The following is a 17,946-nucleotide window of genomic DNA, read 5'->3' as shown; positions in this document are numbered from 1 at the left end:
CACCTCGGCTTTCGCCAATCTCCAACATTGCAGACGGGGCGAGGTCGGTGAAGCTGCCGATCTCCCTCCTTGTGGGGGAGATGTCCGGCAGGACAGAGGGGGGGCGCGAAGGATCACTACCGACGAGATGATCCCTGCAGCAACCCCGTCCGCCGCTACACCCTTCTCTCCACCATCATCTTCTTGATCTCGGCGATCGCCTTGGCCGGGTTGAGACCCTTGGGACAGGTCTGGGCGCAGTTCATGATGGTATGGCAGCGATAGAGCCGGAACGGGTCTTCGAGATTGTCGAGCCGTTCGCCCGTGGCCTCGTCCCGGGAATCGATCAGCCAGCGATAGGCCTGCAACAGCGTCGCCGGGCCGAGATAGCGATCGCCGTTCCACCAGTAGCTCGGGCATGAGGTCGAGCAGCAGGCGCATAAGATGCATTCATAGAGCCCGTCGAGCTTTTCGCGGTCCTCATGACTCTGCAGCCATTCCTTGGCCGGCTCGGGCGACACCGTCTTCAGCCACGGCTCGATCGAGGCGTGCTGGGCGTAGAAATTGGTGAGGTCGGGCACCAGGTCCTTGACCACCGGCATATGCGGCAGCGGGTAGACCTTGATCGCGCCGGAAATGTCGTCGCAGCCCTTGGTGCAGGCGAGCGTGTTGGAACCGTCGATATTCATGGCGCAGGAGCCGCAAATGCCCTCGCGGCAGGAGCGGCGCAGCGTCAGCGTCGGGTCGATCTTGTTCTTGATGTAGAGCAGCGCGTCGAGCACCATCGGCCCGCAATCGTCCATGTCGACGAAATAGGTGTCCATGCGCGGGTTCTCGTCATCGTCCGGCGACCAGCGGTAGATGCGGTACTCCCGCAGATTGGTAGCATTCTCCGGCTTCGGCCAGGTTTTCCCGGCCTTGATCTTTGAGTTCTTGGGAAGCGTGAGTTCGACCATTACCTCAGGTCCTTTCGGATGACGAGCTTCAGCCCGGACCAAGTCCCGTTCACGGCGGCCATCGTCAATACACCCTCGCCTTGGGGGCGATCTTGGCCGGGTTGATGCCGCCGTCTGCTTCCCTAAGCAGCGGCTCGGTGTGCACCGGCCGGTAGCTGAGCGACACCTCGCCGGTCTCGCTGAGCCGGGCCAGCGTGTGCTTGCGCCAGTTCGCATCGTCGCGCGCCGAAAAATCTTCCCGCGCATGCGCGCCGCGGCTCTCCTTGCGCGCCTCGGCGCCGTAGACCGTGGTGATGGCGTTGGCCATCAGATTTTCCAGCTCCAGCGTCTCGACCAGGTCGGAGTTCCAGATCATCGAGCGGTCGAACACTTTTACATCCTTGAGCTCGCCCCAGATCTGCGAAATGCGCTTGCAGCCGCTTTCCAGCGATTCCTGCGTGCGGAACACCGCCGCATCGTCCTGCATCGCCTTCTGCATTTTTTCCCGCAGCACGGCGGTCGGCGTCGAGCCGTTAGCATGACGCAGCCGGTCGAAGCGGTCCATGGTCTTTTCGACCGAGGCTTCGTTGGGCGACGGGATCGCGGCGTTGCGGTCGATCACCTGGCCGGCCCGGATCGCCGCCGCGCGGCCAAACACCACCAGATCGATCAGCGAATTCGAGCCCAGCCGGTTGGCGCCATGGACGGAAGCGCAGCCGGCTTCGCCGACCGCCATCAGCCCGGGCGACACCTGGTCCGGGTTCAAGGCAGTGGGGTTGAGCACCTCGCCCCAGTAATTGGTCGGCACGCCGCCCATATTGTAGTGGACCGTCGGCAGTACCGGGATCGGCTCCTTGGTCAGATCGACGCCGGCAAAGATTTTTGCTGATTCCGAAATCCCCGGAAGTCTCTCGTGCAAAACGGCCGGATCGAGATGGTCGAGGTGGAGAAAAATATGGTCCTTGTTCTTGCCGACGCCGCGCCCCTCGCGGATCTCCAGCGTCATGCAGCGCGAGACCACGTCGCGCGAGGCAAGGTCCTTGGCTGATGGCGCGTAGCGCTCCATGAAGCGCTCGCCCTCTGAGTTGACGAGATAGCCGCCCTCGCCGCGAGCGCCCTCGGTGATCAGGCAGCCGGCGCCGTAGATGCCGGTCGGATGAAACTGCACGAACTCCATATCCTGCAGCGGCAGCCCGGCCCGAGCCGCCATGCCGCCGCCATCGCCGGTGCAGGTGTGTGCCGAGGTCGCCGAGAAATAGGCGCGGCCATAGCCGCCGGTCGCCAGCACCACCATTTTTGCCGAAAAACGGTGGATGGTGCCGTCGTCGAGGTTCCAGGCGACGACGCCGGTGCAGGTGCCGTCCGGCTCGATGATCAGGTCGAGCGCGAAATACTCGATAAAAAACTGTGCGTTGTTCTTCAGCGACTGGCCGTAGAGCGTATGCAGGATGGCGTGGCCGGTGCGGTCGGCGGCGGCGCAGGTGCGCTGCACCGGTGGGCCGTCGCCGAAATTCATCATGTGGCCGCCGAACGGCCGCTGGTAGATCTTGCCCTCTTCGGTGCGCGAGAACGGCACGCCGTAATGTTCGAGCTCGTAGACGGCGGCGGGCGCTTCGCGCACCAGATATTCCATGGCGTCGACGTCGCCGAGCCAGTCCGATCCTTTAACGGTGTCGTACATGTGCCACTGCCAGGAATCGGGCCCCATATTGGACAGCGAGGCGGCGATGCCGCCCTGAGCGGCGACAGTGTGCGACCGCGTCGGGAAAACCTTGGTGATGCAGGCGGTGCGCAGTCCCTGTTCGGCCATGCCGAGCGTGGCGCGCAGGCCGGCGCCGCCGGCGCCGACGACCACCACGTCGAATTTGTGGTCGACATAGCTGTAGGCGGACGCCGTGTTGGCGTTTTTCGCGTCCTTGGCCAAAACTTCAGCCTCCAAATGCCAGTTTGAGCAGGGCGAAGATCGAGGCGACGCCGACCACTATGGGAAAGAATGTGTTGAGCGCGAGCAGCGCCAGCCTCATGCCTTCGCCGTGCACATAATCCTCGATGATCGCCTGCATGCCGAGCCGCATATGATAGAGCCCGGACAACAGCACCAGGGCGAGGACCAGCGCCACGAACGGGTTGGCAAGTGCGGCGCGCACTTCCGCATAGCCGGCGCCGTTCAACGCGATCAGGAAGCCGACGAAGAACAGGATCAGCGGAATGTTGGCGATCGCCGTCAGGCGCTGGCGCCAGAAATGCTCCGTGCCCTCGCGGGCGGAGCCGAGGCCGCGGACTTTCGCCAGCGGCGTGCGCATGTCGGTGTTGTGGTGGCTCACGATCAGGCTCCCCGCGCCATATAGCCGACGATCCAGATCAGCAGCGTCAGTACAATCGAGCCGGCCAGCGTCGCCCAGGCGATCCTGGAGGCCGTGTCCTTTTCAAGACCCGCCCCGGTGTCCCAGATCAGATGGCGCACGCCGCCCAGCATGTGGTGCATCAGCGCCCAGGTATAGAAGAACAGCACCAGCCGCCCCAGCCACGAACCGAAGGCCCAGTTGACGGCATCGAAGGTGGACTGCGAACTCGCCGCCGCCATCAGCCACAGCGCGACCAGCACCGTGCCGAAATAGAGCGCCCCGCCGGTGATGCGATGGATGATCGACATCGTCATCGTGATCGGCGGCCGATAGACGGTCAGATGCGGCGAAAGCGGCCGTTCACGTCTGGCAAATTCGCGGGTGGCTGGTGATTTGCTCATGGCTCCCCCAGTTCGGCGTCTCTGGAGCCCCAGGTGGAAATGCGGCGTTACCGCTTCCGGTTGCGACTTCGGACAGCCGGTTTCTAATGCTCTTTTTGCACCGCGTCAAAGCCGGAAAATCGTTTCGAAAACGTAATTTAGTCTGACCGAATAGCCCGTTTTCGCTTCAATCGATTAGGGCGCGACCCAAAGTCGGCGCAATGTTCGCTGCACTGCGGCATATCTGCCCGGCTTGGGCGTCCAGGGTGTGTTGAGATTCAGGTCAGGCCGAGTCGAAAATGGTAGCTTACGAGAACCGGAGCGGAGCGTACATTTCCGTACGTGAGCACCGGAAGCGGAGGAGGCTGCCAGTTGCAGGCCGGCCTCACCTGAATATCAATGCACCCGATTAGCGCTTGCAGGTCAGCGGCGTCTTCCCGCCCTTCATCACCAGCGCGTCGCGTCCGTCGATCACGATTGCGTCATGCGCCTCGCCGAAGCGGCTATTTTGATTGGCTGGTGAGGCCGGCAGGTCCTCGCTGGCGCCGTCCGGGCCAAGCACGCGAACCGAGGTGCCGAGATTTTCGATGGTGATCCTGGCGCCATCGGCGCAAGTGTAGGTCGCGGTGCGCGGCTGCGGCGAATCGGCGAGCGGATTTCCGGCATTCGGCGCATTGGTCTGCGACACGCAGGCAGCAGTGATCAGCAATGGGAAAAGCGCAGGCGTTATCCGAAACGTCCGGCCTAACGCCATATGCTGCCTCCCTACGCGTCAATCCAGCCGCGGTGGTTTGCCGAGATCACCCGCGCCACGCGATGGTGCGGGCAAGCATGGCCGAATGATGGCCGCAGCGCAGGCGCCGGATATTAACCATGTTTGCCGAGATCTGGCTGCCAGCAGGGGCCGGTATCTTAACAAAGGTTAAGAAAAGATTAATTTGTGATTCGAGCAAGACTCGCCTCTGACAAATGGGGGACGCCATGCGTTCGAATTCAGGCAGATCGCGCCTTCCGGCGCTCATCCTGGTGGCGGTGGCCATCGGCTTCGCAGCACCGGCACTCGCCGGGACGCGCGACCGCGTCTACGCCGATTCCTTCGGAAATCTCGTCATCGAGAGCGCCGCCGGTTACAAGCGCATCCTCGTTGGCGACGGCAACCTGGCCAAGGAACTGTCGGACTACACCGGCGCCGGCCAGCCCAAAATCATCTATGAAGACGACCCGGATGACATCAGCAGCCGCGACTGCTACAGGCCGCCGGTTTTCGTGAAGGGCCGCAGCTATATGTACGGGCTTTCCGACGGCGAGATGCCCGAGCTCAGCCCCTGCCGCTGATCTTCGGCCCGGCGTTGGCGACAGCCGTCTGCCGGGAGGCGATCGACCCTATCGAGATGCGCACGCAATTGCGTCCGCTGCCCTTCGCTTGATAGAGCGCTTCATCGGCGCGCTGCTGCAGGTCGGAAAACCCTTCGGCCGGGTGAAGCTCGGCAACGCCGAAGCTGGCGGTGCAACGATGGTGCGCCGGCAGACAGTCTATCGGCAGGGCCCCGAAAGCGCTGCGCGTGCCTTCGGCGAAGAGCCGCGCGGCGGCGAGGTTGGTTCCCGGCAGGATGATGGCGAATTCCTCACCACCGATGCGGCCGGCGAAGTGGTGATCGGCGGCCGCATCACGCAGGAAGCCGGCAAAGGCCTCGATGACCCGGTCGCCGGGCGCGTGGCCGAAACTGTCGTTGATGCTCTTGAAATGATCGAGGTCGGCGATGACCAGGGCGACCGGAATACCCTTGCGCACGGCGTCACGCATCGCGAGCTCGGCATGACGTTCGAAGCCGCCCCGGTTGAGCAGCCTTGATAGCGTGTCCGTCTCCGACTTCGATGTCGCCTCGGCGAGCACGTCACGGACCACAATGACCAGAATGAGAAGCGCGATTGTCATGCCGAATACAGTGCCTAGTGATTGCGACACCAGAGCGTAGTTGCTCTGCAGATAGGCCTGCGGATTGACACCCCAGCCGCCCAATGCATGGGCGATGAACGGCTTGCTCACGAATTGCAGGGCGCTGGCCGCCAGAACGGCCATCAGCGCATGGTCGAGCCAGTCGCTTCTTTGCCTGGACGACCAGACGATGCCGACGCCGACGAACTGCATGGCCGCATAGGGAAGCTGGTAGGCCATCATGCGGGCAAGCGACTGGCGCGGCAGGTCCTGCACGAAATACACGGCCACGGTGGCCGCAAACAGGAAGACGAGCATCGGCGCCCAGGGCGGCGCCACACCGTATTTATGGGCAAGCCCGCCATTGAAGGCGATGGTGGCGCCAAGGAAAACGGCGAAGCCCGCGACGACCGCAGGTCGCGCATTGTCGAAGACCGGAATGCTGAACTCGATGGCGAAGTAGGCCATCCCGAGCAGATAACCGAAGACCAGCCAGCGCGCCGGCGCGCGCGCCACATCGTTGAACGAGATAGTCATGAAGGCGGCCGCCAGCAGACCGGCGACGAGCAGGTTGATTGCAAGGATGAACTCTGCGCCGCCGCCCATGTGGTTTCTCGCACTCCCTGCGCCAGCAAATCACGAACGGGCGAAAAAGACGTTAACGCGAGCCCGGGCGCGGATGCGATCAGCCGGCTTTGAGCGGTTCCACAACCGACACCGTTTCCGACGGTTCACAGGCCGACTGGTCATAGGACAGGCGCACGCTGTCGCGGCCGTTCCTCTTGGCTTTGTAGAGCGCCTCGTCGGCGCGGCGCATCAGCGGCTCCAGCCCTTCCTCGCCGGTGCGGGCCGCCACGCCGAAGCTTGCCGTCGCTCTTGTACCGTGCGGAAGCCCGTCGACGCTGCCCGCCGAATAGAGCGTGCGAATGGCTTCGGCAAACAGCCTTGCCGCGCCGAGGTCGCTCAGCGGCAAAAGCACTGCGAACTCCTCGCCACCGATGCGGCCGGCGACGCCGCTGGTGCCGGCAGCCGATCGAAGCTTGGCGGCGAAGTCGGCGATCACGCGATCGCCCGCCGCATGCCCGTGCAGATCGTTGAGCGCCTTGAAATGATCGAGGTCGGCGAGCACCAGAGAGACCGGCAGTTTGGCGGTGGCGCAGTGCTGCAGGAGAAGCGTGGCGCGCTCCTCGAAGCCGCGGCGGTTGAGCAGGCCCGACAGCGGGTCGGTGTATGCCTCAGCCTTCAGCACTTTCATCACGTCGAGCGCAGCCGCACAGAACAGGCAAAGCGCGATGAGCAGCGACAACAGCGCGTGCGACAGCAGCGCCGTCGTCCAGTAGGACGAGGCATAGAACCCGTCATAGCTTTGATAGGGTCCATGCGCGATGACGATAACGAGGGTGCGCACGAAGAAGTTCAGCCCCGAAAGCAGCGACAGCACGAACAGGATCATTTCCGTCGGGCCCTTGTCGCGCACGACGCGCAGTTCGGCGGCGACAACCAGGCTGAGGCCGCCGAAAGCGAAATTCATCACTAGGATCCGCCAGGTGAGGTCCGGCTGGATGAACATGAACCAGCAAAAAGCGGTCAGGCCGCCGCTCGCCAGAACGCCGATCGCAGCAAAGGGCACGCGCCGTCCATAACGTGTCACGATCGCGCCGGCGAGACCACAGGCGGCGATGGTGAAGCAGATGTTGGAGATCAGCTTGGTCGGCGCCATGCCGATGGGCAGGGTGAAATGCTGCAACAGGAAGCCGGCCGCCGAAAGCCAATAGCTGGCGGCCAGAACGGCCAGATAGGGGCGGTGACGTTGATAGAACCAAAGCACGAGAAACACCGCGCCGAGCGCAAGCGCGATCGTCGGGTTGAGCAACCCTACCAGCAGACCGGTGTCCAAAGGACCGTGACCCCCACGCTTCCTGAGGGAAGACCTTAGAGCGGAAGCCCAAACAAGCGGTTAAGCGGGATCGAATATGCGCGAGGTCACCCATGAAGCTGCTACACGGAACTTGAGACCGCGGCCGGCGTTTTCCAGCAGCAATCGATGGAGACGCTTTCATGGCCGATACGATCATGCTGACCGATCACGAGGCAATTCGCTCATGGGCCGCGTCACGTGCCGGATTTCCGGCAATCGTCGATGTATCGCCCGAAACAGGCACGCAAGCCATGCTGAGGCTGGTTTTCGGCCAGCATGCCTATCAGGACCAGGACCAGGCCGAACGCCCGGCCAACGCCGGCGGCTACGAACTGGTCGAATGGGACGAATGGTTCAAGCTTTTCGACGAACGCCAACTGGCGCTCGTGGTGGCAAAGGATCAACCCGGCCGCCGTGAGCAATTCCACGAGTTCGTTAGGCGCCCCGGCTGAAAGAAAGGGCCCGAATCGCGTTGCGGCTCGGGCCTGGCATGCACTCACATACGGACTGTGGCAGCCCTGAACTATTTCCACTCACGGATGTCGACGAAATGGCCGGCGATCGCCGCCGCCGCCGCCATCGCCGGCGACACCAGATGGGTGCGGCCCTTGAAGCCCTGACGGCCCTCGAAATTGCGGTTCGAGGTCGAGGCGCAGCGCTCATGCGGCTTCAGCCGGTCGTCGTTCATGGCAAGGCACATCGAGCAGCCCGGCTCGCGCCAGTCGAAGCCGGCGGCGACAAAGATCTTGTCGAGACCTTCGGTCTCCGCCTGCTCCTTGACCAGACCGGAGCCCGGCACGATCATCGCATCGACATGCGGGCTGACTTTCTTGCCCTCGACCACCTTGGCGACGGCGCGCAGATCCTCGATGCGGCCGTTGGTGCAGGAGCCGATGAAGACGCGGTCGAGCGCGATATCGGTGATCCTGGTACCCGGCGTCAGCCCCATATAGTCGAGCGCGCGCTGCTTGGAGGTGCGCTTGTTCTCATCGGCGATATCGTCGGGGTTTGGCACGATGCCCTGGACCGAAACGACGTCCTCGGGCGAGGAGCCCCAGGAGACGATCGGCGGCAATTTCGCCGCGTCGAGCACGACCACCTTGTCGAAATGCGCGCCCTCGTCGGACTGCAGCGTCTTCCAGTAGGCGAGCGCGGCATCCCACGCCTCGCCCTTGGGGGCCCGCGGCTTGTCCTTGACATAGGCGAAGGTCGTCTCGTCAGGCGCGATCAGGCCGGCACGGGCGCCGCCCTCGATCGACATGTTGCAGATGGTCATGCGGCCTTCCATGGACAGCGCGCGGATCGCTTCGCCGGCATATTCGATGACATAGCCGGTGCCGCCGGCAGTGCCGATCTCGCCGATGATCGCCAAAATGATGTCCTTGGCGGTGACGCCTTCCGGCAGTACGCCGTCGACGCGCACCAGCATGTTCTTGGCCTTGCGCTGGATCAGCGTCTGCGTGGCCAGCACATGCTCGACTTCCGAGGTGCCGATGCCATGCGCCAATGCGCCGAAAGCGCCGTGCGTCGAGGTGTGGCTGTCGCCGCAGACGATGGTCATGCCGGGCAGCGTAAAGCCCTGCTCCGGACCGATGATGTGGACGATGCCCTGGCGGATATCCTTTTCGGAGTAATATTCGACACCAAAATCCTTGGCGTTCTTGGCCAGCGCCTCGACCTGGATGCGGCTTTCCTCGTTCTTGATGCCGAACTTGCGCTCCGGCGAGGTCGACACATTGTGGTCAACCACGGCCAGCGTCTTTTCCGGATGCCGGACCTTTCTGCCGGTCATGCGCAGGCCTTCGAAGGCTTGCGGGCTGGTCACTTCATGGACGAGATGACGGTCGATGTAGAGCAGGCAGGTGCCGTCGTCCTGGCGGTCGACGACGTGGTCGTCGAATATCTTGTCGTAGAGGGTGCGCGGTGCGCTCATGTGCGTAAATCCGTCGATATAAAAAATGGGAAAGGACAAGCGCCGGCTAGCCGGCGAACACGGCCTAACGAAGTCGGCTGGTCAGAGCGCCGCAAACGCGCGCCGAGAATCGCGACGGCAGGCGTTTTCTGTCCTGCAGCACGAAACCCTTGTAAGCCGGATCGCCAAAAAGCTGTTCCATGGCGTGGCTCATATCAATCTTTTGGCTTTTCGGCAATCGCGGCTGCGTTCGCAGAACCTGGGTTCCTCGCCCCACGGAGTGGGGAGAGGTGGCCCGGCGAAGCCGGGACGGAGAGGGGCCTTCGCGGCGTCTGGGAGTTCGTTATGATAGGGTTGCATCATGGCCGGTCTTGCGCCCAGTCCCTCACCGGCTCTGGCTCACGAATGTCGTCCCCCTCTCCGTCCCGGCTTCGCCGGGCCACCTCTCCCCCGCTACGCGGGGGCGAGGAACCCAGGTTTCTGCAAACCGGTATTCAAACCACTTCGAAAACAAATGTCTTCACCAGCGCCTCGGGCTCGGCGATCGCATAGCAGCGGAACCACGGGCTTTCCTCGACCGGCCGCCATTTTTTGTCCTGTTCCAGCTTGGCAAAGACATCACGAAACCCGCCGTTTTCGAGCACCTGGTCGCGAACGGTGAAGATGGCATGGCCGCCCTTCTTGGTGATCCGCACCAATTCATGCAGGCCGGACGCCGGCGCGTGGCTGATGGTGAACACGCCGGTCGAGAAGAAGGCGCGGAAATACCCGTCCGGCCAAGGCAGCGGACCGCCAAGCATCGCCTGTTTCAGCTCGCTGTAGGCCTGGCGGCTGCCGGCGATGTCAAGCATTTCATCCGACAGGTCGAGCCCGGCGATGTCCTGATAGCCGAGCGCTTTGAGCGATGGTCCCGATAGGCCGGTGCCGCAGCCGGCGTCGAGCAGCGGCCCCTCGCCGGATGGCACATGGCGCGCCACCCAGGCGGCGATCAGGAACGGCAGGAGATAACCGAGCGAGGCGGTTTCGCTGTCATAGGTCGCAGCCCATGCGGCATAGGCCTGCGCCAGCGCTTCCGGCGTGTCGGCCGTATAGACGGACTCCAAGGCCGCATTGGCTTTGTCGATGTTCATGGAACTGACCCTCCAAAACGTATTGGCTGCAATCGTAGCGCCGCCTTCGCCTGCCGGTTATTGCTCATGCTGGCGGCGCAGCCGCTGCTCCAGCGCCCGCAAGGCCAGCGACAGGCCGACCGTCAGGATGAGATAGATATAGGCGACGATCGAATAGGTCTCGAAGAAGCGGAACGAGCCGGCGGCGTAGATCTTGCCCATCTGGGTGATGTCGGCGACGCCGAGCACCGAGACCAGCGATGAATCCTTGACCATGGCGACGAAATCATTGCCGAGCGGCGGCAGGATGGTGCGGATCGCCTGCGGAAAGACGATCAGCCGGAAACGCTGCGTGCGCGTCAGCCCCAGCGCCTTCGCCGCCTCGATCTGGCCCTTCTCGACTGCCTGGATGCCGGCGCGGAAGACCTCCGAGATGAACGCGGAATAGCCGATGGTCAGCGCCATGATGGCGCGCCACAGCAACGACACGTCGCGCACCAGCAGTTCTCCGAACAGGCCGGCATTTTGCAATGGCGCGGTCAGCGCATTCCACGCCGCGACGAAGGCTGGCGCCCCGGCAAAGGCGATCCAGAACAACAGCACCAGCATCGGCACGCCGCGGATGATCTCGACATAGAAGCGAGCGATCTGGCGCAGCCAGCGCGACCCCGACAGCCCCATCAGCGCAATGCCGAGCCCAATTGCCGAGGCCAGCGCGAAGGCGACCATTGTGACGAAGACGGTGATGCCGATGCCCTTGGCGACGGTCGCGAAAACCTGGGCGTAGAGGTCGCTTGCCGCAATGAAGACGGCAGTGGCCGCGGCGAGCGCCGCGGCCACGGCAAGCCACCACGGGAAGTCGGTTTTGGACGTGGAAGATGCGGGGGTTGCCATCAAGGCGCGCCGACGAAACAACGTCGAGCCAAGTGGCCCCCCTCTGGCCTGCCGGCAATCTCCCCCTCAAGGGGGGAGATTGGCAGCCTTGACGTCGCCGCCCATTCTGCAACGCTGAAAATTGGCGAAAGCCGATGCGAAAGCCGATCTCCCCCCTTGAGGGGGAGATGTCCGGCAGGACAGAGGGGGGTGCACGGGCGCAAAGTCAGCGTGAGCTCCTGTGCATCACCCGGCACTCGCAGCTACTGCCCCATCTTGTAGTCAAGGAACCATTTCTTGTTGAGCGCGTCGAGCGTGCCGTCGGCCTTCAGTGCGGCGATCGCTGCATTGACCGGTTTCACCAGATCCGAGCCTTTCGGGAAGATGAAGCCGAAATCCTCGGTTCCGAGCGGGCCGCCGATCAGCTTCAGCCCGCCATTGGACGCCTCGACATAGCCCTTGCCGGCAGTGCCGTCGGTCAAAACGACGTCGACGTCACCGGTCTTCAACGCCTGCACCGTCGCACCGAACGTCTCGAACAGTTTGATGCGCGGGTTCTGCTCATTGCCGTCGAGTACGCTGTAGACGGCGGTGTAGAAGGGGGTGGTGCCGGCCTGCGCGCCGATCAGCCCGTCCTTGAAGGCGCCAAAGGTCTTGGCGTCGGTGAAGCGCTTCTCATCGCCACGCACCAGCATGAACTGTTCCGAGCGCATGTAGGGGTCGGAGAAATCGACCTTCTGCTTGCGGTCGTCCTTGATGGTGATACCGGTCATGCCGATGTTGTACTGGTTGTCGGAAACCGCCTGGATCATCGCGTCCCAAGAGGTGTTCTGGTACTCGACCTGGAAATTGACCCGCTTGGCGATCTCGTTCATCGCGTCATATTCCCAGCCGATCTGCTTGCCGGTCTTGGCGTCGATGAACTGCAATGGCGGATAGGCGTTCTCCGTCACCACCACCACTTTCTTGCCGCCGAGATCGGGAAGCGCCTGCGCCAGGGCGGCGACGGGCGCAAGTATCAGAGCCAACAGGCCGGCCAACAGCAGTTTCGATTTGGTCATGGTACACCCCGAGAATTTGAACGGCCTCGACATGGTCGAGGCTTGCAGGAAATCCGGCGCCGACTTTAGCTTTCCGCAAGCGCCTTGCAAGCCGGCTTGATGCGCCGCTTTGCGCGAAAATGAACTCCCATGCTTTCACCAAACGATTACGGAACGATCCGTTTCGATTGCATCGAATCCATCCCGCGAAACAAAAAGGCGGCCGAAGCCGCCTTTTCGAAACATAGGTTTTGAAGACCCCTTATTCGGCGGGAGCGGCTTCCTCGGCCTTGGCGGCCTCGTCGGCGGCCTTCTTCTCGGCGGCGTCCTGCGCGGCCTTCTCAGCGGCCAGCGCCTGCGCGGCGGCCACCTTCTCGGCCTCGATGCGGGCCTTCTCGGTGTTCAGCAGATCACGCTCTTCGTCGTTGAGCTTGCGGGCGCGCACACCGGTGTTTTCCGAAATGCGGGCCGACTTGCCGCGACGATCGCGCAGGTAGTAGAGCTTGGCGCGACGCACCTTGCCGCGGCGCACGATCTCGACGCCCTCGACCATCGGTGAATAGACCGGGAACACGCGCTCCACGCCTTCGCCGTAGGAAATCTTGCGAACGGTGAAGTTTTCCTGGAAACCGGCGCCGGCTCGGGCGATGACGACGCCCTCATAAGCCTGGACGCGGGTGCGGGTGCCTTCGGTCACGCGGACCTGGACGCGCACGGTGTCGCCGGGCTGGAATTCGGGAAGCTTGCGCTTGGCTTCGATCTTGGCGGCCTGTTCGGCCTCGAGCTGACGGAGGATATCCATCTCTACAAATCCACTTCTTGTTCTTCCGACAGTCAGAGCGTCCGACACTCGCCTTGCAGTTGCATTAACCGCTCGGCTATGCCCTTCGTTCGAGAACATCTGGGTTCGAGAACATCGGGCAGGGGCGACTACACCGTCATTGTTGACGGGTCCGGCAGATTGTTCTTCCGGTTCGGCGCGCACATACAGCTATTTCGACGCTTTGTCACGCCTTCGCCGTGTCTTTTTTGGTCGTTGGCCGACATTGCAATCTTTCAGCGCAGGGGTTGCGTCGAAGGCCCAAGCTTTTTAAGCCGGGGAAACGTGACTTTCCTCCGGCGGCAACACCCTCCATGCCAGTTCTCGATGCGGCCCTGCTCTTTTTTGCGGGCTTTCTCTCAGGCGCCGTCAACGCCATAGCCGGCGGCGGGACGTTCATAACCTTCGGCGCCATGTCGCTGGTCGGCTTGCCGCCGATCGTCGCCAACGCCACCTCGTCGCTGACACAGTTTCCCGGCTACATCACCTCGACGCTCGCCTACTGGTCCGACATCAAGCATTTCTGGCGCACGGCATTGCTGCTCGGCCTTATCTCGGCTTTCGGTGCACTGGCCGGTGCGCTCATCCTTCTGGCGCTCGACAATCCGTCGTTTCGCGTCCTGGTGCCCTGGCTGTTGCTGGCGGCAGCCGCGCTGTTCGCCGCCGGGCCGTGGCTGAGGCCGGCGCCCAAGCAGGGACGTGAGGCCGCAGTGGGTTCGCTGGTCGGTGCCCTGGCGCAATTCGCCACCGCCGTCTATGGCGGCTTCTTCGGCGCCGGCATGGGCGTCATGATGCTGGCGACGCTCGGCCTCACCCAGCCCGGCGACTATCACCGTCTGAACGCGCTGAAGAACATGCTGGCCGTGGTCATCGCGGCGGTAGCCATCCTGGTTTTCATCTCCGGCGACGTCATCGCCTGGCCGCAGGCCATCGTCATGATACCCGGCGGCGCGCTGGGCGGCTATGCCGGCGTCTGGATCGCCAAGCGCGTGCCACAGATTGCCGTGCGCGGCTTCGTCGTTGGGGTCGGCGTGTTCCTGGCCTTTTACTATTTCACCAGGGGGTGAGCAGCTAACAGGTCCGGCCGCCGCTCCTTCGTCAATCTTTCCGACTCGGCGCGCCGCCATGCGGCGATCTTCTTGTGATTGCCCGAGGTGAGAACCTCGGGGATTTGACGGCCCTCGAATTCCTGCGGCCGCGTGTAGTGCGGATGTTCGAGCAGGCCGTTTTCAAAACTCTCTTCATCGCCCGACACCGCGTTGCCCATCACGCCGGGCAACAGCCGCACCACGGCGTCGAGCAGCACGAGCGCCGCCGGCTCGCCACCGGACAGGATGAAGTCACCGACCGAGACCTCCTCCAGTCCCCGCGCCTCGATAACCCGCTGGTCGACGCCCTCGAAGCGGCCGCAGACGATCACCGCGCCAGGCCCGGCGGCCAGTTCGCGCACGCGGGCCTGCGTCAGCGGCCTGCCGCGCGGGCTCATCAGCAGGCGCGGGCGCGGATCACCCGCCGGCGAGGCGTGGTCGATGGCGCTGGCCAGAACATCGGCGCGCATCACCATGCCGGCGCCGCCGCCGGCCGGCGTGTCGTCGACGGTGCGATGGCGATCGCTGGCGAAATCGCGGATCTGGATTGCTTCCAGGGACCACGTGCCGGCCTCCAGCGCCCGGCCGGCCAGCGACAGGCCGAGCACGCCGGGAAACATCTCGGGATAGAGCGTCAGCACCGAGGCGGAAAAACTCACCGGTTGCCCCCGGCGTCCTTCGGCCCGCGCGGCCTGCCCTTCGGGTCGAAACCATCGCTGCCGGGAGCATCGCCGTCTTCGTCATCGATCAAGCCCGCCGCCGCCGGATCGATGCGGAGGAAGCCCTCTTTGATCGACACGTCAGGCACGGCAGCCTGCGTGAACGGAATCAGCACGCCTTTGCGCTCGCCAAGCGTCACGTCGAGAATGTCGCCGCCGCCGAAATTATGCACGGCAACGACCTTGCCGATGTCAGCACCGGTATCGTCCCGGACTGCCAGCCCGACGAGATCGGCATGATAGAATTCGTCCTCTTCGCCGTCGTCCGGCAACATCGAGCGATCGACGAACAGTTCCGTGCCGGCAAGCGCCTCGGCGGCGTTGCGGTCGCTGATGCCCTTGAAGCGCACCACCACGACGTTATTGGCCGGCCTGATGTCGACGATCTGGAAGGCGCGGCCGTCCGTGGCATAGAGCGGCCCGTAGTCGGCCAGCGCCAGCGGATCGCCGGTGAAGGTTTTCACGCGCAATTCGCCCTTGATGCCGTGGGCGGCGCCGATCACGGCCATCTGGACAGGGTTTTGCGGTTTGGTCATCGGTGGAAAAATCCTTTGGCCTTGCTCTAGCTCCACCCTCTTGTCATTTCAATGACGCGGCTCTTCACAGCTTCCTAACCCGGCTGCCGGAAGATGGCCCAGAATGGAAGAGCGGCATATCGGAAGAGCGCAATGCAGGAATTCCTTATCCCGGCCAAGCCAGACCTTCTGGCGGCCCGCGAAAGCTGGCTGAAGATGCTGGCGCGCGAACGCCGGCTGTCGCCGGAAACCGTGGAAGCCTATGAGCGCGACACGCGCCAGTTCCTGCACTTCCTGACAAGCCATTGCGGCGGTTCGCCCGGCATTTCGGATATCGCCGATCTGCGCCCTGCCGATCTGCGCGGCTTTCTCGCCGCCCGCCGCGCCGGGGGCGCCGGCGCCCGCACGCTCGGACGCGGGCTCGCCGGCATCCGCTCACTGCTGCGTTTTCTGGAGCGGCGCGGCCTCGTCAATGCGGCGGGTGCTGCGGCACTGCGCGCGCCACGGCAGCCGAAGTCGCTGCCCAAGCCGCTGACGGCAAGCGATGCGAAACACGTCGTTTCGGTGGAAGGCCAGCTGGCCGAGGAGCCGTGGATCGCTGCCCGCAACGCGGCCGTGCTGACGTTGCTTTACGGCTCAGGTCTGCGCATTTCCGAGGCGCTCGGGCTGCCTGGCGCCGATCTGTCGGCCGCCGGCGATAAGGTGCTGCGCGTCACCGGCAAGGGCGGCAAGACGCGGCTGGTGCCGGTGCTGCCGATCGCGCTGCGGGCGATCGCCGAATACCGCCGGCTCTGCCCCTATCATCTCGATCCGAAGGGCCTGCTGTTTCGCGGCGCCCGCGGCGGCCCGCTCAACCCGGCCATCGTCCAGCGCGACATGGCCAAGCTGCGCTCGGCGCTCAATCTGCCCGACACCGCCACCCCGCACGCCTTGCGCCATTCCTTCGCCACGCATCTGCTTGGGCGCGGCGGCGACCTGCGCACCATCCAGGAATTGTTGGGCCACGCCAGCCTGTCGACGACGCAAATCTACACCGGCGTCGACACCGCGAGGCTGCTCGAAGTCTATGAAGCGGCCCATCCGCGGGCGTAACCGACCGACGCATGATTTCGCAAAGTTGCAGCCAGGATATCAGCCGTGGAACGATGTCCGAGACAATTTTGCTGCCCCGGTTAACCGTTTCGCCGTTCTTTGTCTCTAAAAAGCGGCCATGAAACGCGTCATTATCATCGCCGACCGCACGGCCCTTGCGTCGTTGAAGCTGCTCGTGGCGCTCAACGTCCTGTTTTTTCTCTCTTTCCTCGTCATCGCGCTGCTCGCCGCCGGCAAGGCGCGCGCCGAAACCCCGGTCTGCGCCGGCGCCGACATGCTGTCGGCCTTGCAGAAGGACGACCCCGCCACCTACCGCAAGATCGAGACGGAAGCGGCCGCAACACTGAACGGCAGGGGCCTGTTGTGGAAACTGGAAAAGGCGGGCGAAAGGCCGTCCTTCCTGTTCGGCACCATGCACATGACCGACCCGCGCGTGACCACGCTGCCGCCCGCCGCGCAAAAGGCCTTTGACGCTGCCGACACTGTCGTCATCGAGACCACGGAGGTGCTCGATCAGCAGAAGATGATGGCGGCGTTCCTGAAAGAGCCGGAGCTGATGATGTTCACCGACAGCACCACGCTGTCCTCGCTGCTGTCGCCGGACGATGCGGCGGCGGTGAACAAGGCGCTCGACGCGCGCGGCATCCCGCCGGCCAGCGTCGCCAAGATGAAACCGTGGATGCTGTCGACCATGGTCGCGCTCCCGGCCTGTGAACTGGCCCGCCAGGCCGGCGGCGCGCCGGTGCTCGACATCAAGCTCGCGCAGGACGCCAAAGCCTCAGGCAAGGCCGTCGATGGCTTGGAGACCGTCGCCGACCAGCTTCGCGCCATGGCCTCGCTGCCGCTCGCTTTTCACATGAAGGGCCTCGTCGACACATTGAAGCTCGGCAACAGGGTGAACGACGTCAACGAAACCATGATCGTGCTTTACCAGCGCGGCGACATCGGCATGCTCTGGCCGCTGTTTCGTGCCGTCCTTCCCGGCGGCGAAGACGATTCGGCGGGCTATGCCGCCTTCGAGGAAACCATGATCACCCGCCGCAACAAGGTGATGATCGATCATGCCGGGCCGATCCTCGCCAAGGGCAACGCCTTCATGGCGGTCGGCGCCTTGCACCTTCCGGGCGCGGAAGGCCTGGTCGAAGATTTCCGCAAGGCCGGTTACACCGTTACTGCCGTCGACTGAGTTGCACGGTCGAGTTGCAGACCCGGCAAGACGTGATTCGGGGCGATGCCTTTCCCGAATCACGGAAGGCTTGTCTGAGTACAGGAAGGTCGAAAGGTT

At 63.7% G+C, this 17,946-nt stretch carries 19 protein-coding genes; 5 read left to right on the top strand and 14 right to left on the bottom strand.

Translation table 11 applies throughout. The annotated features are described in order from the left end of the window. Positions 1 to 155: 155 nt before the first annotated feature. The 5 genes from BQ8482_RS17775 to BQ8482_RS17755 form a co-directional block, all read right to left on the bottom strand. Entirely contained in the window at positions 156 to 935 is a 780-nt protein-coding gene (locus BQ8482_RS17775; RefSeq protein ID WP_123148819.1) for a succinate dehydrogenase iron-sulfur subunit, read from the bottom strand. A 64-nt stretch (positions 936 to 999) separates the two neighbouring features. Further along, on the bottom strand, positions 1,000 to 2,838 hold the full coding sequence (gene sdhA / locus BQ8482_RS17770; protein ID WP_123148818.1) for a succinate dehydrogenase flavoprotein subunit: 1,839 nt from the start codon (positions 2,836 to 2,838) through the stop codon (positions 1,000 to 1,002). Between the two features lie 4 nt (positions 2,839 to 2,842). Then, complete coding sequence (sdhD, locus tag BQ8482_RS17765; RefSeq protein WP_425294108.1) at positions 2,843 to 3,217, bottom strand: succinate dehydrogenase, hydrophobic membrane anchor protein; 375 nt, start codon at positions 3,215 to 3,217, stop codon at positions 2,843 to 2,845. A 23-nt stretch (positions 3,218 to 3,240) separates the two neighbouring features. Beyond that, positions 3,241 to 3,660, bottom strand: a complete 420-nt coding sequence (sdhC, locus tag BQ8482_RS17760) for a succinate dehydrogenase, cytochrome b556 subunit (protein WP_123148816.1) — start codon at positions 3,658 to 3,660, stop codon at positions 3,241 to 3,243. 388 nt (positions 3,661 to 4,048) lie between these two features. Next, a complete protein-coding gene (locus BQ8482_RS17755) occupies positions 4,049 to 4,393 on the bottom strand; it encodes a hypothetical protein (RefSeq protein WP_123148815.1) in 345 nt (114 codons plus the stop codon). 227 nt (positions 4,394 to 4,620) lie between these two features. Between BQ8482_RS17755 and BQ8482_RS17750 the strand changes: the two genes are divergently transcribed. Next, complete coding sequence (locus BQ8482_RS17750; RefSeq protein ID WP_123148944.1) at positions 4,621 to 4,974, top strand: hypothetical protein; 354 nt, start codon at positions 4,621 to 4,623, stop codon at positions 4,972 to 4,974. On the opposite strand, the gene BQ8482_RS17745 is transcribed toward BQ8482_RS17750, so the two are convergent. Then, positions 4,958 to 6,181 carry a GGDEF domain-containing protein gene (locus BQ8482_RS17745; RefSeq protein ID WP_123148814.1) on the bottom strand — a complete coding sequence of 408 codons (1,224 nt, stop codon included), beginning with the start codon at positions 6,179 to 6,181 and terminating at the stop codon, positions 4,958 to 4,960. The two genes, BQ8482_RS17750 and BQ8482_RS17745, sit on opposite strands and share 17 nt — an antisense overlap. 79 nt (positions 6,182 to 6,260) lie before the next feature. Beyond that, on the bottom strand, positions 6,261 to 7,472 hold the full coding sequence (locus BQ8482_RS17740; protein ID WP_123148813.1) for a GGDEF domain-containing protein: 1,212 nt from the start codon (positions 7,470 to 7,472) through the stop codon (positions 6,261 to 6,263). 161 nt (positions 7,473 to 7,633) lie between these two features. On the opposite strand from BQ8482_RS17740, the gene BQ8482_RS17735 reads away from it, so the two are divergent. Then, a complete protein-coding gene (locus BQ8482_RS17735; RefSeq protein ID WP_095495597.1) occupies positions 7,634 to 7,945 on the top strand; it encodes a hypothetical protein in 312 nt (103 codons plus the stop codon). A gap of 71 nt (positions 7,946 to 8,016) precedes the next feature. Here the strand turns inward: BQ8482_RS17735 and leuC are convergent, their stop codons facing one another. The 5 genes from leuC to rplS all read right to left on the bottom strand — a co-directional run bounded on the left by leuC (position 8,017) and on the right by rplS (position 13,229). After that, complete coding sequence (gene leuC / locus BQ8482_RS17730; RefSeq protein WP_123148812.1) at positions 8,017 to 9,426, bottom strand: 3-isopropylmalate dehydratase large subunit; 1,410 nt, start codon at positions 9,424 to 9,426, stop codon at positions 8,017 to 8,019. Between the two features lie 473 nt (positions 9,427 to 9,899). Further along, positions 9,900 to 10,535 carry a class I SAM-dependent DNA methyltransferase gene (locus tag BQ8482_RS17720; RefSeq protein WP_123148810.1) on the bottom strand — a complete coding sequence of 212 codons (636 nt, stop codon included), beginning with the start codon at positions 10,533 to 10,535 and terminating at the stop codon, positions 9,900 to 9,902. A gap of 57 nt (positions 10,536 to 10,592) precedes the next feature. Further along, positions 10,593 to 11,408, bottom strand: a complete 816-nt coding sequence (locus BQ8482_RS17715) for an amino acid ABC transporter permease (protein ID WP_123148809.1) — start codon at positions 11,406 to 11,408, stop codon at positions 10,593 to 10,595. Positions 11,409 to 11,650: 242 nt separating this feature from the next. Then, entirely contained in the window at positions 11,651 to 12,448 is a 798-nt protein-coding gene (locus BQ8482_RS17705) for a transporter substrate-binding domain-containing protein (RefSeq protein WP_123148808.1), read from the bottom strand. Positions 12,449 to 12,689: 241 nt separating this feature from the next. Beyond that, positions 12,690 to 13,229 carry a 50S ribosomal protein L19 gene (rplS, locus tag BQ8482_RS17700; protein WP_123148807.1) on the bottom strand — a complete coding sequence of 180 codons (540 nt, stop codon included), beginning with the start codon at positions 13,227 to 13,229 and terminating at the stop codon, positions 12,690 to 12,692. A 332-nt stretch (positions 13,230 to 13,561) separates the two neighbouring features. Here rplS and BQ8482_RS17690 point away from each other — a divergent pair, with 332 nt between their 5' ends. Then, the gene (locus BQ8482_RS17690) at positions 13,562 to 14,314 is read left to right on the top strand and encodes a sulfite exporter TauE/SafE family protein (RefSeq protein WP_123148805.1); all 753 of its coding nucleotides are present in this window, start codon (positions 13,562 to 13,564) and stop codon (positions 14,312 to 14,314) included. Here the strand turns inward: BQ8482_RS17690 and trmD are convergent. Continuing rightward, positions 14,296 to 14,994: a tRNA (guanosine(37)-N1)-methyltransferase TrmD gene (trmD, locus tag BQ8482_RS17685; RefSeq protein ID WP_123148804.1), complete on the bottom strand. Its 699-nt coding sequence runs from the start codon at positions 14,992 to 14,994 to the stop codon at positions 14,296 to 14,298. The two genes, BQ8482_RS17690 and trmD, sit on opposite strands and share 19 nt — an antisense overlap. Beyond that, a complete protein-coding gene (gene rimM / locus BQ8482_RS17680) occupies positions 14,991 to 15,590 on the bottom strand; it encodes a ribosome maturation factor RimM (RefSeq protein ID WP_123148803.1) in 600 nt (199 codons plus the stop codon). The genes trmD and rimM overlap by 4 nt, the downstream gene beginning before the upstream one ends. A gap of 132 nt (positions 15,591 to 15,722) precedes the next feature. On the opposite strand from rimM, the gene BQ8482_RS17675 reads away from it, so the two are divergent. Further along, complete coding sequence (locus BQ8482_RS17675; protein ID WP_123148802.1) at positions 15,723 to 16,661, top strand: tyrosine recombinase XerC; 939 nt, start codon at positions 15,723 to 15,725, stop codon at positions 16,659 to 16,661. A 118-nt stretch (positions 16,662 to 16,779) separates the two neighbouring features. Further along, on the top strand, positions 16,780 to 17,847 hold the full coding sequence (locus BQ8482_RS17670) for a TraB/GumN family protein (protein ID WP_123148801.1): 1,068 nt from the start codon (positions 16,780 to 16,782) through the stop codon (positions 17,845 to 17,847). The last annotated feature ends 99 nt before the right edge of the window (positions 17,848 to 17,946 follow it).

It is taken from the genome of Mesorhizobium delmotii (genome assembly GCF_900149755.1).
GTDB classification, from domain to species: Bacteria; Pseudomonadota; Alphaproteobacteria; order Rhizobiales; family Rhizobiaceae; genus Mesorhizobium; species Mesorhizobium delmotii.
The sequence above is the reverse complement of the archived record's forward strand: the minus strand, read 5'-3'. Positions and strand labels throughout refer to the sequence as shown.

What these genes read in the sequence shown, in the direction of transcription:
- BQ8482_RS17775 (WP_123148819.1), bottom strand. Translation starts at nt 935, where the DNA reads ATGGTCGAACTCACGCTTCCCAAGAACTCAAAGATCAAGGCCGGGAAA.
- sdhD (WP_425294108.1), bottom strand. Translation starts at nt 3,217, where the DNA reads ATGCGCACGCCGCTGGCGAAAGTCCGCGGCCTCGGCTCCGCCCGCGAG.
- sdhC (WP_123148816.1), bottom strand. Translation starts at nt 3,660, where the DNA reads ATGAGCAAATCACCAGCCACCCGCGAATTTGCCAGACGTGAACGGCCG.
- BQ8482_RS17755 (WP_123148815.1), bottom strand. Translation starts at nt 4,393, where the DNA reads ATGGCGTTAGGCCGGACGTTTCGGATAACGCCTGCGCTTTTCCCATTG.
- BQ8482_RS17750 (WP_123148944.1), top strand. Translation starts at nt 4,621, where the DNA reads ATGCGTTCGAATTCAGGCAGATCGCGCCTTCCGGCGCTCATCCTGGTG.
- BQ8482_RS17745 (WP_123148814.1), bottom strand. Translation starts at nt 6,181, where the DNA reads ATGGGCGGCGGCGCAGAGTTCATCCTTGCAATCAACCTGCTCGTCGCC.
- BQ8482_RS17735 (WP_095495597.1), top strand. Translation starts at nt 7,634, where the DNA reads ATGGCCGATACGATCATGCTGACCGATCACGAGGCAATTCGCTCATGG.
- leuC (WP_123148812.1), bottom strand. Translation starts at nt 9,426, where the DNA reads ATGAGCGCACCGCGCACCCTCTACGACAAGATATTCGACGACCACGTC.
- BQ8482_RS17720 (WP_123148810.1), bottom strand. Translation starts at nt 10,535, where the DNA reads ATGAACATCGACAAAGCCAATGCGGCCTTGGAGTCCGTCTATACGGCC.
- BQ8482_RS17715 (WP_123148809.1), bottom strand. Translation starts at nt 11,408, where the DNA reads ATGGCAACCCCCGCATCTTCCACGTCCAAAACCGACTTCCCGTGGTGG.
- BQ8482_RS17705 (WP_123148808.1), bottom strand. Translation starts at nt 12,448, where the DNA reads ATGACCAAATCGAAACTGCTGTTGGCCGGCCTGTTGGCTCTGATACTT.
- rplS (WP_123148807.1), bottom strand. Translation starts at nt 13,229, where the DNA reads ATGGATATCCTCCGTCAGCTCGAGGCCGAACAGGCCGCCAAGATCGAA.
- BQ8482_RS17690 (WP_123148805.1), top strand. Translation starts at nt 13,562, where the DNA reads ATGCCAGTTCTCGATGCGGCCCTGCTCTTTTTTGCGGGCTTTCTCTCA.
- rimM (WP_123148803.1), bottom strand. Translation starts at nt 15,590, where the DNA reads ATGACCAAACCGCAAAACCCTGTCCAGATGGCCGTGATCGGCGCCGCC.
- BQ8482_RS17675 (WP_123148802.1), top strand. Translation starts at nt 15,723, where the DNA reads ATGCAGGAATTCCTTATCCCGGCCAAGCCAGACCTTCTGGCGGCCCGC.
- BQ8482_RS17670 (WP_123148801.1), top strand. Translation starts at nt 16,780, where the DNA reads ATGAAACGCGTCATTATCATCGCCGACCGCACGGCCCTTGCGTCGTTG.